The following is a 17,084-nucleotide window of genomic DNA, read 5'->3' on the forward strand; positions in this document are numbered from 1 at the left end:
AAGCGTTTACAGCCCATCAATATTTACCGTACTGTAAAAGAAGTCCGGTCGCTGTTACAGGCCCAAAAGCTTTCTACCAGCACTGCCTATCCAAAGCTTGACTATAATTTGCTGGTTGAGCCAAATCAGGTGCAATCCGTTCTGGATGACGATACCTGGAAAAAAACAACTTTAATTTATCGTCATTTACTCAATGAATTTTTATTAAATCCAAATCAGCAGGATAACCTTGAAAATCTGGTCAAGGTGGCGCGCTTTTTTGCGGCAGGTGCCAATAACCTGCAAAATGCAGCATTATGGCAAGTATTGTCGCGGCTGCATCAGGCCATGTTTGAAGGGAAAGTAGATTTAAGCTCAGTTTCATTAAAGCATAGTCTGGTCCGTCTGGAGCGCATGTTATCTCAGGAACAGTATGATGAAAGCATGCTGTTTGAGCTATTGGAGCTGTTTGAGCAGTTTAATCTTGAGCATGAGTTTGCACTGCATCAGCAAGCCATTAATGCTGCAATGGATGATCGCAACATTACCTCAACATTGGTGCTGGACAAGATTCTGGCACTGGTTCAGCAAGCACGGACCAAACTGTCACAGCCTGCCAAACTGGATACCATGCAGGTCAAGCGACTGCTTTCAGAGGCGGTTCGCTTACTGGAGCTTACTGGCTGGCGTGATATCAGTACAGGACTGGAACAGTTAACGCAGCAGTTGAATAGTAGTACCAGTCGCTTACAGACTGAAGAACTGATCGACCATTTAAATGATATCGAGCAACAACTCCATCATCTGGTTCAGGCATTTGAAACCCAGTCTAATAGTTCTACGCAATTAGACGACCAGAAAATTATTAGTGATGCCCACAATGCTGTGGTACGTGAATCACGGGTTGCACTGGAATCTATTAAGAACCTGTTTTTTAACTATAGTTCATCAAAACGGGATGCCAAGTTACTCAAGGATTTGCCTGAGCGTTTTAATGAACTGAAAGGCATTTTTGTACTGTTAAACCTGAACCGGGCCGCATCGCTGGTTAACCAGTTGGTTGATACTCTGAATCAGACTTTGCTTAAAAATAAGTATGTGACCAGCCGTGGGCAGATTGACCTGATTGCACAGGTTATTGCTTCACTGGAATATTATCTGGATCAACTGGCAGCCCACTTCCATGATGAAAAGGTACTGGATAAGCTGGAACAGGTCTTGCAGCAGGTTTACCACTCACAGGAAGATCATATTGCTGAACCGGTGGGCGGCGAAAAAATATTTCATGATCAGACTCCACTGGAGCTATTGTCATCAATAGAAGGGGAAGCAATGTCTAAGCCCTCACAGCAACATTCCAAGCCTACTGATAATTCTGTATTGCAAGCCTATGCTGATATCGCGCTGCCAGAAGATGATTTCTCCGAAGATGAAGATATTCGTGAAATATTTGTTGAAGAAGCCACCGAGGTACTGGAAAGTCTACAGGAAAACTTTCCAAAGTGGTCTGCCCAGCCACAGGACCTTGCTACGCTCAAGGAGGTTCGCCGCTCTTTTCATACCTTAAAAGGCTCTGGCCGTATGGTGGGTGCCAAAGCTTCGGGTGAGCTTGCCTGGTCTATTGAAAACATGCTCAACCGGGTACTGGATAATACGATTGAAGTCACTCCAGTGATGATTGAGCTGATCTCAACTGTGCTGGCGATTTATCCTGAACTGGTAGAAAATTTTGCAGCCAAGCAGGAGATTTCTATTGAGTTGCGTTCTTATATCGGTGTAGCCAATTCATTAAGTAAAGGCCAGCTAGTTGAAGCTGACCAACTGCCCTGGACACAGGCAGAAAATGTACTTGCAACGAAGCAAGCGGATACTACCGAGCATGCTGTAGAACATGACACTGTAGAGCATACCGTTGAATTGGCATCTACCCAATCGGCTGAAAATCCAATGGATGATCAGGAAGGCCTGACCATTTTTGTTGAAGAAGCCGAAGAACACATTGATGCGCTGCATCTCTTTATTGCTGATGAAGATGCGCATGAAGAAGTACCTGATCATGTTATTCGCGCGCTGCATACCTTACGTGGTAGTGCGGCCATGTCTCATGTGGATTCTATCTATCGTTTGGCCAGCGTGCTGGAAGAAGAATTTAAACGACTTATCCGCATGCATTTACCCGTTTCAAAAGCCCACATTGGCTTTTTGGAACAGTTTGTCCAGTGTGTAGGGAGCCATCTGGAAGCGCTGGAAGATGGCAGGGCATTACCGCTGGAAGCACATGATATTGCATTGATCGAACAGGTTAATCAGGTTATCCAACTGGCTGCACAGGAAGAAAACGAGGCCATTGCCGGTGGTGCACCTTCTAATGCCGGTATTGTATCGCAACTGCTGACCTTGCCACTGGATGAGCTTCTGGACGCTGAATATGAGCTGGAAGAGCATTTGGGCAGCCCAGATATCAAAGAATATCTAACTACTTTGACTGAGCAAAGCCAGCAATTGCATGCCGCGGCACTGGCTACACCAATTACGCCATTGCAGCAACTAACCCAGTATCTGGCCAATGTCTATTACAAGCTAAAAGATGTTCCACCAAAAGCAATTGAACCCAATCATGTGGAATGTCTGTTAAGTGCACATTATGCCTTAACCGAAATTTTTGATGCGCTGGCTGCGACGCAAAAACCAATACTGGACATGCAGCTTATCGACGAATTAAGCGATATTCTGGCACATGACTTTAATCCAGCGTGTCTGGATGTGGTTGTAGAAGAAGCGACAGAAATTGCCGCAGAAGCTGAAAGCAGTGATGTAGTAGAGTCTGAAGCGACAGTAGCAGAAAGTGACAGTTTGGAAGCCGAATCTTTAGAAGCTGAAACTATAGCGCCTGAAATTAAGGACGCTGAGCCTGTACAAGCTGGCATCTCCACATCGGCAGCACAACCACAAGCGGCTGCAAGTCCTGCTGTTCCAGCAATTGATGATCAGGTTGATTCTGAGTTGCTTGAAATCTTCATGGAAGAAGCAGAGGAGCTGGTGAATGAAATTGACCAGAGTTTTGTACTTTGGCAGCATAATCCATCAGATATTGAGCCTTTAAAAGTATTGCAGCGTCACTTGCATACCTTAAAAGGTGGTGCAAGGATGGCACAGGTCAGCAGTCTGGGTGATTTTGGCCATGAACTGGAAACGGTGTATGAGCGACTGGTTAATGGCACATTGCAGTCAACCCCGGCATTAATCCAATTTATGCGTCATGCTCAGGATGTGGTGGCCGAGCAGGTTGAGCAGTTGCAGATCCATGGCACGTCCTTCTTTGCGCACGCTGAACTGGACTTGCTGCGTGCCTACCTAAGCAGTGGCAATGACAGTATTCTGGCTCATGCAGGTTCTACTAGCGCAACTGCATCCGAAGTGCCAAATACCCCTGCTATCGCTCAGGTTGATGAGGCAAAAGTTAGTCAGCAGAGTGATCTGGCTCAACTGGCTGATCAGGGCGAAATTACCAAGACAGTGGCTGCCAAACAGACAGTACAGCCTGTATCAAGTCAGGCACAGCCAGAACAAAAAACCGCTCCACAGCAAATTATTAGCAGTGCCAGCAGTGGAGCCCGCCGCTCTTATGCCAGTGCTCAGGAATGGTCTGATGAAGACCGTCCGGATGCAGAAATGCTGGGCTTATTCCTGGAGGAAGCACAGGAGCAGGTTGAATACAGTAACCAGCTATTGCAACAATGGCTTAAAGACAGCAAAGACAAACGTGCCCTGCTAGAGTTGCAACGCAGCCTGCATACCATGAAAGGTGGTGCCCGCATGGCAGGCATTACCAGCGTTGCCAACTTTGCGCATGAACTTGAATTTGTGTATGAAGATCTGGCAACCGCCCAAAAAGCAGTACCAACGCTGGTGGGCAGTTTACTGCAACTTTGCCATGATTGGCTAAGTGATGCTATTTCTGCACTGGAGCACAACCAGCAGCCACTGGAACCTGTTGCCCTGATTCAAACCCTGCAGCGTTTCCGTAAGGATGCTGACAGCTTGACCAGCTTGCCACGCTTCGATGAGGCAGATCAGCAATTCCGTCAGGATTATGCCGGACAAACCCTGTTTGAGCAGGAAAGTATTACCGAAGTGCATGGTGACGGCACCGAGCCACCGTCCATGTTTGGATTGTTTGCAAGCCAGAATGCCGAACAGGCTGCCAGCAATGAGATGATCCGTGTTTCTGCCAGCCTGATGGAAAAAATGATCAACCTGGCTGGTGAAAACGCGATTAACCGTGGCCGCATTGAAATGGGCGTCAACAATATTGGCTTCGTACTGGATGAGATGGGACTGACCATTCAGCGTCTGGCTGAGCAGTTGCGTCGTATGGAAGGCGAGCTTGAATCACAGATTCTGGCCCGTCACGAGGAAGAGCGTGAGCAGTATACTGATTTTGACCCACTGGAAATGGATCAGTATTCTGCACTGAACCAGTTATCAAAATCACTGGCGGAATCTGCTTCTGACCTTGTGGATTTTAAAAATACCTTGACTGACAAGATCCGTGATACTGAAAACCTGTTGCTACAGCAATCACGTATTCAGTCTGAATTGCAAGATGGTCTGATGAATTCCCGTCTGGTACCATTTTCTAGAATGCTGCCGCGCTTACAGCGTGTGGTACGCCAGACTTCAGGTGAGGTAAACAAGCCTGCTGAGCTGATCATTAAAAATGCTGAAGGCGAGCTGGACCGTACCATTCTGGATCGCATGGTCGCGCCGCTTGAGCACATGTTACGTAACGCAGTGGATCATGGCCTGGAAACTCCTGAGCAGCGTGCAGAAGCAGGCAAGCCTGAAGTTGGCCAGATTGAACTAAATATTGAGCGTCAGGGTAATGAGATTATCCTGACACTGGATGATGATGGTAAGGGCATTAATATTCAGGCAGTACGTCAAAAAGCCATTGAGCGTGGGCTGATTAGTACGGATTCCAAATTGAATGACTATGATGTCATGCAGTTTATTTTCCATGCCGGTTTGTCGACTGCTGACAAGGTCACCCAGATTTCTGGTCGTGGCGTTGGCATGGATGTGGTTCAGAGTGAAATCAAGCTGTTGGGTGGCACGGTGCATGTGGATTCTACACCGGGCAAAGGTACACGCTTTACCATGCGCTTGCCACTGACTGTTGCGGTGGCTGATGCCCTGATGGTTCGTGTAGCTGATCGCCAGTTTGCCATTCCGCTATCACAAATTGACCGGATTGTGCGTGTATCTCCCGTAGCGCTGGAACAGTATTATCAAAGCCATGATGAGAGCTTTAACCTGAATGGTCAGAATTATCGCTTAAGATATCTGGGTGAGTTTATTCAGGGCTTAAAAGCACCAAACCTTCAGTCACAAAGCATGTCCTTGCCAGTCTTGCTGATTAAAGGTATGGGCCAGTCAACGGCCATTCAGGTTGACCAACTGGTTGGTTCCCGTGCCGAAATTGTGGTTAAACCTGTAGGCCAGCAATTGACTTCAATTGACATGATTTCTGGCGCAACTATTCTGGGAGATGGCTCGGTAACGGTGATTCTTGATGCGCAGGCACTGGCCCGCCGCGCTTCTGCAACAACCCGCAATCAGGCCGTTGGTAGCCAGAAAATAGCTGAAACAGCACCTAGACAGGAAAGCAAAAAACGTACGGTCATGGTGGTGGATGATTCCGTAACTGTGCGTAAAGTAACATCACGTCTGCTTGAGCGTCAGGGTTATGAGGTTGTCACTGCCAAGGATGGTGTAGATGCCATTGAGAAACTGGAAGAAGTGACCCCGGATATCATGCTGCTTGATATTGAAATGCCTCGCATGGACGGCTTTGAAGTGGCTACACTGGTGCGTCATAACGAGCGGATCAATGATTTGCCAATTATCATGATTACATCGCGTACTGGTGAAAAACATCGTGAGCGTGCATTCCTGACAGGAGTAAATGCTTACATGGGTAAACCGTTCCAGGAAGCTGAGTTACTACAGAATATTGAGGAATTACTTGCTGCTGCAAGCAATTAATCATTTGGTAGTTTATACGCGGTATTTTGATCTGGCATTAGTGCAGTAGTAGTGGTGAGATGATTCCAAAGTTAATCATCGTTGCAGATGATGCCCGGCAGCGCCATGCCCTGACAGATGTGAGTCAGTCGTGTGGCTTTGAAATCCTGCATTGCGTGGCGTCAAGGCAGTTTGATAGCACCATAGCCCAGCAACAACCAGATTTATGGATCATTGATGTTGAAAATGAAGATGACCTGCTGGAGTTAATTGGCTTTGACCAGCCTATGCTGATGGGTATGACTTCAGCCCCGGCTTTTACCGAGCAAGTGCTTTATAAACGTTGGAAGCAGGGGATTAGCCGCAAGTTGCTCATGCTTTTAAGTGACAAGGTTCCTATTCTAAACAACAGTGTTGCCTTAAACTCAGCACTGGCTGGTAATGCCAAACAAATCCTGAATGCCAAACTCTTACCTTCTGCATGGCGCGTGGTTTTACTGGCGGCCTCCATGGGTGGACTTGAAGCAGTCAAGGCATTTCTGGACAAGGTTTCCACAGACTTGCCCGTAATTTTTTTGCTGGTACAGCACATTGATCCTTATATGCAATCGCAGCTACCCCGTATTTTAAGCCGGCATAATCGGTGGACTTTTGAAGTGCTTAATTTGCATGAAATGTCACTGGATGCTGGGAAGGTTTATATTGTTCCGGCGCAACACCAGATTAATTTTGACCGGCAAGGCCGCGTGGTTATGCAGACGGATAGCTGGCCCGGTGCTTACCAGCCTTCCATTACTGCCATGATTCATCGCGCCAGCACAGTTTTCAGGCAGCAACTGCTGACCATTGTATTTAGTGGCATGGGCGATGATGGAAGTCATTCAGCGGCATACCAGATTAGCTGTGGTGGCAAAATCTGGGCGCAAACCGCAGAAAGCTGTGCTTCCGCCAGCCAGCCAGACCAGATGCGTGCCACTGGGCAGGTCTGTTTTAATGAAACACCAGAAGGGCTGGCCCAACAGCTTGACCTTGAATATAGACAAAGTAGGGAGAACAGCAGTGAATAATAATCAAGACGCCAGCCACACCATGAGCTTGCTCACTACCACAACAGGTTTTGTTGATGTCTATGTGATTGATGCAGACAAGCAACTGCCATGGCTGATTCCACAAAACCTGGTACTGGCAGCCTTAAGTGCAGAATCCGGTATTCAGGAAATTGAATGGCGTGACAATAACCTGCCTGTGCTTAGCCTGGTTGATAGCCAAATTGCCAAGCCGGTTGCACTGGTAATTGAAAGCCTTAATGGTCAACGCTTTGCCCTGCTTACCGAAAAAATGCCGGATTCTCATCGGGTGCGTATTTCCAGCTTACACGATGAAGACCAGCAGCCTACTAATGATCCCTTTGTGTTTCAGGTGGTAAAAATGGAAGAGCAGCATTATCAGGTGCCGGATTTTGAAAAGATTAACCAGCATCTGGCCTCGCTGGTATCTTAAGTTTTAGCACAATTTTAAAATAAAAAAGCAGCCAGCTTATTCAAACTGGCTGCCCTGAAAATCTGGCCAATGACAAGTTATCTAGGCTAATAGTTTATTCAATATCTGCTGATAAATTTCTGTTAAAGGCTCCAGATCATTGACATTAACGTGTTCGTTAATCTGGTGAATGGTGGCATTTAATACACCAAGCTCTAGTACCTGTGCGCCGGTTGGTGCAATAAAGCGACCGTCAGATGTGCCGCCACTGGTGGATAATGTGGTTTCAATGCCCTGTACCTGACGAATAGCAGCCTGCGCTGCTGCGACAAGCTCTCCCTCTGGTGTTAAGAAAGGTTGTCCAGACAATGACCATTTCAAATCATACGTTAAACCATGGCTATCCAGAATATGGTGCACGCGCTGCTTTAATTGTTCGTCAGTCACTTCGGTTGAAAACCTGAAGTTAAACACGACCTCCAGCTCACCCGGAATCACATTATTCGCCCCAGTTCCAGCCTGAATATTGGAAATTTGAAAACTGGTGGCTGGAAAAAACGCATTACCCTGATCCCATATTTCATTGGCCAGCACTGTTAATGCCGGTGCGGCCCGGTGAATGGGATTGTCTGCCAGCTGCGGATAGGCCACATGGCCCTGTTTACCAATGACTGTCAAAATGCCATTGAGTGAGCCACGTCGTCCATTTTTAACGATATCACCTAGTTTGCTGGTACTGGATGGTTCGCCCACCAGACACCATTTAATTTTTTCCTGACGTGCTTCCAGAGCCTCAATGACCTTTACAGTGCCATTAATGGATGGGCCTTCTTCATCAGAGGTAATCAAAAACGCAATAGATCCTTGATGGTTGGGATGCTGGGCCACAAAGCGCTCGCAGGAAACCACCATGGCTGCCAGTGCAGTTTTCATATCGGCACTGCCACGTCCATACAGTTTGCCGTCACGGATTTCTGGTTGGAACGGATCACACGACCATTTGGCCAGATCGCCGGTAGGGACAACATCAGTATGGCCTGCAAAGCAAAATAATGGGCCTGTGGTGCCCCGGCGTGCCCATAGATTATCAACATCACCAAAGCGCATGAGTTCAATCTGAAAACCAATTTTGGCCAGTCGTTCGGCCATAATGGTCTGGCAATTGGCATCATTAGGCGTTACAGAAGGGCAGCGCAACAGTTGCAGACTAAGATCGAGGGTATCGCTGTTATGGGAGTCGGTATTATGCAAATCAGTAGTGGTCATAAATTAATCGAAGATGAGTTAAACCGTTGCGGTATCATAGCATTGATTAATTTGACGCAGTAATGAAGACTGAACATGCTCCATAAAAACAAGCCATTTAGCAAAAAGCCCATCATCAGGTAGATAATGGGCTTATCATTTAAACCGATTAAAGCTTAAATTACATTTTGTGCTGGGTATCAGCAGCAGTATCGGTTACTTTGTCGCCTGCTTTTGAAACGTCCTGGCCAAAACCTTTCATGGTGTTACAGCCAGTTAGAACAACACCTACCAGTGCAAGAGCAGCGATTAATTTCATGTTTCTCTCCAGAAAATACAATATAGTTTGTAGCTCTAAACTTATATGATTGATATCTGATTGAAAATATCTGCTGCGTTAGGGTTAGGTTTCAAAGTGTTATCATTATTGAGGGATTTATGCATTTTGTCAGTGATCCGTAACATATAGTGCAAAATTACTTTATTTTCAGCATCTAACAATAAATATAAACCACTGCGCCAGTACACAGGATTTTGAATAATCGAGTGGCCGGATAATGGTTTTGTGGTTAACCCGTCAGGCTTTGCTACCATCCATTCCTGACGACTGGCATAACGCCATGTAAAGCCGGGCGGCGCAACAGGAACAATCTCGCCCCAAAATCCAGTCAAATGCTGAGGGGCGGTCCAGCTCGGAAAGCACATGGCAGCACCAGCAGGATAAAACAAGCGGCCTTTGACAATGGCACGGCGCAAGTCAATGGTATGTTGTTTGGCATGCGTCACATCAAACTGGTGCTGGTACAAGTGTTTTAGTTTGCGATCCAGACTGTCACGCCGATTAGGGCCTAGCCAGTGTTCAGCCTGTAGATTACCTTCTCCCAGATAAAACTTAATGGCGACTTCCCAGTGTTCAGTCTGCCGGGTGTCCTGATTAAAAATTAAAAAATCAATTTCACCAATTGTGCGTTGTCCATCCATGCGCTTGATGCCCTGACCCAGCAGGGTAAAGGGATGATACGCATTGTCCTGTAGCCAGAACGCCAATAAATGCTCAAACCGGATGCCCAGCCTTGTACTACGCAAGCTAAGCATGTGTTGTTCAAGTGGCAGGGGATTGGTATCCAGTTGCAGCAAGCGTGGCAGGTAATTGGCAAACTGAAGTTGCCAGAAGTGGTGATCAGGCAGCTTCAGCTCTGGGGTTAAACCTTGCGCTGGCAGTAATCCTTTTTTTGGACCTGATACCAAGGATACTGGCCAGTCTGCAAGTAGTGATGGACTGGCAATGCTAAAGGCCAGCTCCTGAACCAGAGGCTGCTTGAAGGATAACCAGGGCTGATTAGTATAGGGAATATCCATAAGGCTCAAAAAGGCTTAAGAGAAAAGCAGAATAACAGCAAATTTTTAATGATTAAAATATGTGATAAGAACGGGGAAACCCGAGAGGGTTGTTATAGCTATTAAATAAAAATAAGCTAATGCTCAAAACAAAAAAACCACCAGACTTTGTAAAGTCAAAGTGGCGGCTTTTAAATTTCTATTATAAATGGTGCCCCGAGCCAGAATCGAACTGGCACGCCCGTTAAGGCGAGGGATTTTAAATCCCTTGTGTCTACCGATTTCACCATCGGGGCCAAACTTATAAAGATCAAGTTTCTAAAAAGAAACTGGAGGCGCGATCCGGAGTCGAACCGGACTAATCGGATTTGCAATCCGGTGCATAACCGCTTTGCTATCGCGCCAACTGACTGCATGACCTGCATTGCTGCATGTCTTGCCGGCAAAAAAGCATTGCTTTTTGTGACCGCTGTTCAGGCCGACAATATTATCAGCCTGAAAAAAAAATACAAGTAAATCAGGCTGACATTATGGCTAAAAAGACAGCATTCACGTCAAAACTTATGCCTATATTTAAGGTATCATGCGCACAGTCATTAAATTGCGGAGAAATGATTGTGGCAAACTTGCTGGATGGCCGTGCCTTAGCTGCAAAAATAGAACAGGATTTAAGCCAGCGTGTAACGGCTTTGAAAGAAAAAACCGGGCGTACGCCAATTCTGGCCACTATTCTGGTAGGTGATGATGGTGCGTCGGCCACCTATGTCCGTATGAAGGGCAATGCCTGCCGTCGTGTTGGCATGGATTCTGTCAAGATTGAACTGCCGCAATCGACTACCACTGAACAACTGCTGGCCGAAATTGAAAAGCTGAATACCAACCCTGATGTGCATGGAATTTTACTTCAGCATCCAGTCCCTGAGCAAATAGACGAACGGGCCTGTTTTGATGCCATTAACCTGAATAAAGATGTGGATGGCGTAACCTGTCTCGGTTTTGGCCGCATGAGTATGGGTGAACCAGCGTATGGTTCTGCAACGCCACAGGGCATTATGACCATTTTAAGGGAATACGGCATTGAGATTGCCGGTAAGCATGCTGTGGTGGTTGGCCGTAGTGCCATTCTGGGTAAACCCATGGCGATGATGCTACTAACTGCCAATGCCACCGTGACCATTTGCCATTCACGCACCCAGAATCTGGCTGAACTGGTGAAGCAGGCGGATATTGTGGTAGGTGCAGTAGGCAAGGCAGAGCTGATTAAGAAAGACTGGATCAAGCCGGGCGCTGTGGTGGTTGATGCCGGTTTTCATCCGCGTGAAGGTGGTGGTGTCGGCGATATAGAGCTTGTTGGCATTGAACAAATTGCCAGCAGCTATACGCCTGTACCGGGCGGAGTGGGGCCAATGACCATTACCACGCTCATCCGCCAGACTGTTGAAGCGGCTGAAAAGGCTCTGGATTAAATGCAGGGATTACACAGTCCGGTAGGACAATCAGTTTCTGATGCAGCCCCTAAGGCATTATTGCAGGCGCTGCATCAGGTGATTCCAGCCGCAGGTTTAAGTTGTCAGCGTTTGCCGGAAACACCGATTGATTTATGGTTAATACCACCGGATTTGCCAACAGAACGCATGGATGACGATGTGGTACGACGCATCTGGAATGATACACCGTACTGGATTTTCTGTTGGGCATCCGGGCTTGCCATGGCCCAGTGGCTGCTGGCTGAACCACAGCATGTTAAGGATAAAGTAGTGCTGGACTTTGGGGCAGGTTCGGGCGTAGTGGCCATTGCTGCAAAAATGGCAGGTGCCAAACAGGTAATTGCCTGTGATATTGACCAGATTAGCCTGATTGCCTGCCGGGAAAATGCAGTGCTGAATCAGGTTGAGCTTGAATATCTGGATGATCTGTATGCCTACACTGAGCAGGCTGATGTGCTGCTGGCAGCCGATGTGCTGTATGACCAGAGTAACCGGTTTTTTCTGGATGAGTTTTTAAAATTTGGCAAACAGGTCTGGGTTGCAGATTCGCGGGTCAAGAATTTCGTCCATCCCGCTTATGAAAAAGTGGATGAGCGCAGCGCAACCACATGGCCGGATCTGGATGAAGCCCGGGAGTTTAGGAACGTCAGCTTTTATCGCACCATCAAAGCCGTGAGTTAAGCATAAGTTTTACTGAGTAACTTGATAAAAAGTTTAATACTGGCGCATTTTATCGGTAAAAGATGGCATCCTAAGGCTAAATTTGGCTATATTATTAGCCAGTTAAGTTTTAGGGTGCTTAGTTTAGTTGCCCTTAAAATAACTGGTCACAATTAAAATCAGCCACTTATCCAGTGGACACCTAGAATATTAAAGGCATATTACTGTGAAGTATTATCGTTATACCGATTTAGTCTGGCTAAATCGTTGCTTGTACACCCTGTTGTTTCCACCTGCTGTACTTACCATTATTGGGCTGCTACACGGCTTATACAGCTTGCAGCGCCTGCGCGGGCAGTCTTCGTTAGCAGCACTGGATAGCTTGAGTCCTGACTTGTCACAGATGCTGATGCTGGATGGTATTTTGCGGGTTTCCCAGATTAGCCTGACCATACTCATGCTGACCTTTTTTGCTTTTTGCTGGCTGTATTATGCCAAGCGTAACCTGATTGCGCTGTTTCAGCAGGTAGAACATTGCCTGATCAACAACCTCAAGCAGTTTGCCAACCTGTTTATCAGCATTTTCTTTTCCCTGCGCATGATGCGGGAACTGTGGCGTACCAGCATTCCCAAAAACCACCGTCATGGTATTCAGCACTGGCTGGTTCCAGTATGGTGGGTAATTCTGATTGCAGCCAACACCTGTAAGGTTGTTGCGGTGGTATTGCTGGCCAGGGCCTATACGGTAGGGGAATGGTTTAATGGCTACGAGTGGATGTTGGCCGCTTATTGTTTTTATTTCCCACTATATATTCTGACCTGGCGGCTCGTAAATCAACTGGCCCGTTACCAGAAAATTCAATGGCAACAACTTATGACCCAAAGTGCTTAAGTAAAATGCAGATAGTCCAATGGCTTTGACGCATTTACTAAAATCTTAACGTTTCAATTAAAAAGCCTGATACTGGATAGCGTTACCAGTATTGGGCTTTTTAGCCTTTAACGTAAACAGGCGGCAGTAACCTGCTTTAAGGTATTGGGGCTGGTGTTGAGCATATCGAGGCCTGCTGTATTGCTGCTATTGGATAACTTGGGTGTAGTCGAAAAACCAAATGAAGTACGATCACTACTGCCCAAGGGCACAGTGCTGTTATCCGCACCATTGGTAAAGCTTTCCTGCTGATTCAAACTGGCAAACTCTTTTTGATCCAGAATATCAATTTTAACTGGCGTATTGAGGTTAAGTCCCAGCTCTTTGGCACAGGCTTTTTGCAGTTTTTGTTGCACCATTTCAGCTGTTGTTTTACTGTCCAGTGTATAGCTGATAATTACCTGATCCGGGTTGCCGGGTTCACGCTGATAACCGGTTTTTCCGTTATAGGGCTGAATGCTTTGACAGGCGGTAAGCCCTGTAGCTGCCAGTATTAAACCCAGCAGGGCAGCTTGTGACCATGGCGTTTTTTTTATGCTGATTTTTAACATGCCACTGATGATCATGAGTGTTGTCCTTTATTTTGATTGATCTATGAAAATTGCTGTATAAATTATTGCACAAGATTCAATTTTAGAGTTTTTTCAATTGTGCAGTTGATGTCATTAAAAGAGAAAACTTCACCTGTTAGACGCAATGTTTTTTAGAGTATAAAAGGCATATATAAAAAAGAGCCGCTAGCGCGACTCTTTTGATGTGACTTAAATCACAAATGATTTAAGCAACTTTTTCTACATTAATGGCCTGAACCAATTGTTCACGACGTGCCTGCAATGCTTGTGGCACATGATTACCAATTTTTTCAAACAGTTCAGCATGGCTTTCCAGCTCTTTGGCCCACTGTTCCGGACTCTGTGAAGTCACCTGCTCAAATTGCTCGGCAGTGAAGTCAGAACCTGTCCAGTTCAACTGCTGATAGCTTGGAACATAGCCAATTGGCGTTTCAGTGGCTTCAGCACGGCCTTCGCAACGGTCAATGATCCATTCCAGAACGCGCATGTTCTGGCCAAAACCAGGCCAGATAAAGTCGCCATTTTCATCACGACGGAACCAGTTCACGTTGAAAATCTTGGGCAGCTTGGCACCGGATTGTTCCAGTTTTTCACCCAGATTGAGCCAATGCTGGAAGTAATCACCCATGTTATAGCCGGCAAATGGCAGCATGGCAAACGGGTCACGACGGACAATACCTTGCTGGCCAACAGCAGCAGCAGTGGTTTCAGAGCCCATGGTAGCTGCTTTATAAACACCATCAACCCAGTCAAATGCTTCGACCACTAAAGGCACAGTATCCGCACGACGGCCACCGAAGATAAAGGCAGAAATCGGTACACCGGCCGGGTTTTCCCAGTCAGCATCAATGGATGGGCACTGGCTGGCAGAAACGGTAAAGCGGGCATTTGGATGCGCAGCTTTGTTCCCTGACTCAGGTGTCCATGGCTTGCCAGTCCAGTCGGTAAGACCTGCTGGAGCTTCTTTGCTTAAACCTTCCCACCACACTTCGCCATCTTCAGTCACCGCAACGTTGGTATAAATCACGTTTTGGTTCAGGGTTGCCATGCAGTTCGGGTTGGTCTTGGTGTTAGTACCCGGTGCCACGCCAAAGAAACCAGCTTCCGGATTAATGGCATATAAACGTCCATCTTCACCAGGCTTGATCCAGGCAATATCATCACCGACGGTTTCAACTTTCCAGCCCTCAAAACCAGCCGGTGGAATCAGCATGGCAAAGTTGGTTTTACCACAGGCAGATGGGAATGCCGCAGCAACGTAATGTTTTTCACCTTGTGGGCTGGTTAAGCCCAGAATCAGCATGTGTTCAGCTAGCCAGCCTTGGTCACGGCCCATCACCGAAGCAATACGCAGCGCCAAACATTTTTTGCCCAGCAGTGCATTGCCACCATAACCTGAACCATAAGACCAGATTTCACGGGTTTCAGGATAATGAACGATATATTTGGTGTCACTGCATGGCCAGGTTACGTCTTTCTGGCCAGCTTCCAGCGGCATGCCTACCGAATGCACACAAGGAACAAATTCACCGTCGGTACCCAGTACGTCGTATACTTCTTTGCCCATACGCGCCATCATGCGCATATTCACCACCACATAAGGAGAGTCAGACAGCTCAATCCCGATATGTGCAATATGGCTACCCAGTGGGCCCATGGAAAAAGGAACAACATACATGGTACGACCACGCATGCAGCCTTCAAACAGGCCATTTAAGGTTTGACGCATTTCAGCCGGATCAGTCCAGTGATTGGTTGCACCAGCATCTTCCTGTTTTTCAGAACAGATAAAGGTACGGTCTTCAACACGGGCAACGTCAGAGGGGCTGGAGTTGGCAAGATAGGAGTTTGGATGTTTTTCTTGGTTTAATTTGCGCATGGTGCCGTTTGCAACCATGAGGTCCAGCAGGCGTTGATTTTCTTCTTCGCTGCCATCGCACCATTCAATACGGTCAGGTTGCGTTAATGCGGCGATTTCTTCCACCCATGCGATGAGCTTGGGGTGGCGAACGAATTCAGGTGCGTTCACTTTGGTCATGGTGAGGCCTATCTTTGATGCGTACAACGTACAAAACAGCGGGCTTCGGATCGCGAAACAGCCGCCACAAAAATTATGGTTATATTAAACCACAAAAGCAGTTTTTATTTAAGATACCAATTTATACCAATGAGTAACTTGTAAATTAATTAATTCTATAAAATTCAATAGGTTGATGTGTAAATATAGCAAACTATTTAGGTAAAATATGATTATATTATACTCATCATTTTAAATTATGATGTTAGCAAACATTTGATAAATTTAGTTTTTATAGAATTCTATCCTTGCGTAAAATTTTGTAGAGCTGATAGAGCGACGTTTTTGGCCTAAGTTGTGGCAATTATTGCTAGTAAATTTTAGGATAATCTCAGGTATGATTTTTTTGGTTTTTCAGATTAACCCTATTAAATAGTAACAAAGGAGCATGATAATGCAGTTACAGGATAAAGTCGCCATTGTCACTGGTGGTGCGTCAGGGCTGGGCTTGGCAACGGTAGAGGCCTTTGTGGCCAAAGGTGCCAAGGTAGTGATTTTTGACCTGAACCAGCAACAAGGTGATGAAGTAACCCAGCGTCTGGGTGAAAACGTACGCGCTCTAGTCGTAGACGTAACCGATGAGGTAGCAGTGCATGCTGCCATTCAGCAAGTGGTTGCCTTGTTTGGGGGCTTGCATATTTGTGTCAACTGCGCAGGTATTGGCTCGGCAACCCGGACGGTAGGTAAAAATGGCGCGCATCCTTTAAATACCTTTGCCAAAGTGATCCAGATTAACCTGATTGGAACCTTTAATGTAACCCGTCTGGCGGCAGAAGCCATGCAGCATAATGCACCTGTTAATGATGATGGCGAGCGTGGCGTAATTATTAATACTGCGTCTGTAGCAGCCTTTGATGGCCAGATTGGTCAGGTGGCGTATTCTGCCTCCAAGGGTGGGGTTGTGGGCATGACTTTGCCATTAGCACGCGATCTGGCAGTGATCGGTGTCCGTGTCAATTGCATTGCACCGGGGATTTTTAATACACCGCTGATGAATAGCTCACCGGATTCTGTAAAAATGCCACTGATTGAAATGACCCAGTTCCCGAAACGTTTGGGGCATCCTAGTGAATATGGCCAGTTTGCCGTGCATATTGTTGAAAACAGCTTTATGAATGGTGAAACGATTCGTCTGGATGGTGCAATTCGCATGGCACCACGCTAATTTTTAATGTTGTGATGGCAGTGGTGCATTAGGCTTCGCTGCCATTTATCAGAATAAAAAATGATAATTGCTTTGTTGAGCCATACATTTTAGGCTTAACCAAAATTTTAATGTTTAACCTCAT

11 protein-coding genes, 2 tRNA genes and 2 pseudogenes are annotated in these 17,084 nt (G+C 46.5%); 8 read left to right on the plus strand and 7 right to left on the minus strand.

Annotated features, from left to right (window positions below; all coding sequences use genetic code 11):
• Window positions 1-1,311: 1,311 nt before the first annotated feature.
• From BKE30_RS16570 to BKE30_RS04080, 4 genes and pseudogenes are all read left to right on the plus strand, one after another.
• Window positions 1,312-3,264 (plus strand): annotated as a pseudogene (locus BKE30_RS16570) (Hpt domain-containing protein); the annotation flags it as partial.
• Between the two features lie 309 nt (window positions 3,265-3,573).
• A pseudogene (locus BKE30_RS16575) lies at window positions 3,574-6,027 on the plus strand (hybrid sensor histidine kinase/response regulator); the annotation flags it as partial.
• A gap of 59 nt (window positions 6,028-6,086) precedes the next feature.
• Complete coding sequence (locus BKE30_RS04075) at window positions 6,087-7,073, plus strand: chemotaxis protein CheB (protein ID WP_076877362.1); 987 nt, start codon at window positions 6,087-6,089, stop codon at window positions 7,071-7,073.
• Window positions 7,066-7,506: a CheW domain-containing protein gene (locus tag BKE30_RS04080; protein ID WP_143253642.1), complete on the plus strand. Its 441-nt coding sequence runs from the start codon at window positions 7,066-7,068 to the stop codon at window positions 7,504-7,506. Before BKE30_RS04075 ends, BKE30_RS04080 begins: the two co-directional genes overlap by 8 nt.
• Before the next feature lie 81 nt (window positions 7,507-7,587).
• On the opposite strand, the gene dapE is transcribed toward BKE30_RS04080, so the two are convergent.
• The 5 genes from dapE to BKE30_RS04105 all read right to left on the minus strand — a co-directional run bounded on the left by dapE (window position 7,588) and on the right by BKE30_RS04105 (window position 10,472).
• Entirely contained in the window at window positions 7,588-8,751 is a 1,164-nt protein-coding gene (gene dapE / locus BKE30_RS04085; protein ID WP_076877364.1) for a succinyl-diaminopimelate desuccinylase, read from the minus strand.
• 160 nt (window positions 8,752-8,911) lie between these two features.
• Window positions 8,912-9,049 carry an entericidin A/B family lipoprotein gene (locus BKE30_RS04090; protein ID WP_034279133.1) on the minus strand — a complete coding sequence of 46 codons (138 nt, stop codon included), beginning with the start codon at window positions 9,047-9,049 and terminating at the stop codon, window positions 8,912-8,914.
• Between the two features lie 41 nt (window positions 9,050-9,090).
• Window positions 9,091-10,089 carry a DUF1853 family protein gene (locus BKE30_RS04095; protein ID WP_076877365.1) on the minus strand — a complete coding sequence of 333 codons (999 nt, stop codon included), beginning with the start codon at window positions 10,087-10,089 and terminating at the stop codon, window positions 9,091-9,093.
• A gap of 188 nt (window positions 10,090-10,277) precedes the next feature.
• Window positions 10,278-10,364 (minus strand) — tRNA-Leu (locus BKE30_RS04100).
• A 34-nt stretch (window positions 10,365-10,398) separates the two neighbouring features.
• A tRNA-Cys gene (locus tag BKE30_RS04105) sits at window positions 10,399-10,472 on the minus strand.
• Between the two features lie 213 nt (window positions 10,473-10,685).
• Here BKE30_RS04105 and folD point away from each other — a divergent pair.
• The 3 genes from folD to BKE30_RS04120 all read left to right on the plus strand — a co-directional run bounded on the left by folD (window position 10,686) and on the right by BKE30_RS04120 (window position 13,107).
• Complete coding sequence (gene folD / locus BKE30_RS04110; RefSeq protein WP_076877465.1) at window positions 10,686-11,534, plus strand: bifunctional methylenetetrahydrofolate dehydrogenase/methenyltetrahydrofolate cyclohydrolase FolD; 849 nt, start codon at window positions 10,686-10,688, stop codon at window positions 11,532-11,534.
• Window positions 11,535-12,236: a class I SAM-dependent methyltransferase gene (locus BKE30_RS04115; protein ID WP_076877366.1), complete on the plus strand. Its 702-nt coding sequence runs from the start codon at window positions 11,535-11,537 to the stop codon at window positions 12,234-12,236.
• A gap of 205 nt (window positions 12,237-12,441) precedes the next feature.
• Window positions 12,442-13,107 carry a DUF4328 domain-containing protein gene (locus BKE30_RS04120; protein ID WP_076877367.1) on the plus strand — a complete coding sequence of 222 codons (666 nt, stop codon included), beginning with the start codon at window positions 12,442-12,444 and terminating at the stop codon, window positions 13,105-13,107.
• Between the two features lie 107 nt (window positions 13,108-13,214).
• Here the strand turns inward: BKE30_RS04120 and BKE30_RS04125 are convergent, their stop codons facing one another.
• Window positions 13,215-13,712, minus strand: coding sequence for a hypothetical protein (locus BKE30_RS04125; protein WP_083698426.1), 498 nt, complete (start codon window positions 13,710-13,712; stop codon window positions 13,215-13,217).
• 211 nt (window positions 13,713-13,923) lie between these two features.
• The gene (locus tag BKE30_RS04130; RefSeq protein ID WP_076877368.1) at window positions 13,924-15,756 is read right to left on the minus strand and encodes a phosphoenolpyruvate carboxykinase (GTP); all 1,833 of its coding nucleotides are present in this window, start codon (window positions 15,754-15,756) and stop codon (window positions 13,924-13,926) included.
• A gap of 433 nt (window positions 15,757-16,189) precedes the next feature.
• Between BKE30_RS04130 and BKE30_RS04135 the strand changes: the two genes are divergently transcribed.
• Window positions 16,190-16,960, plus strand: a complete 771-nt coding sequence (locus BKE30_RS04135; RefSeq protein WP_076877369.1) for a 3-hydroxyacyl-CoA dehydrogenase — start codon at window positions 16,190-16,192, stop codon at window positions 16,958-16,960.
• Window positions 16,961-17,084: the final 124 nt, after the last annotated feature.

Origin of the sequence: Alkanindiges hydrocarboniclasticus (genome assembly GCF_001982605.1) — a bacterium.
Taxonomy (GTDB): domain Bacteria; phylum Pseudomonadota; class Gammaproteobacteria; order Pseudomonadales; family Moraxellaceae; genus Alkanindiges; species Alkanindiges hydrocarboniclasticus.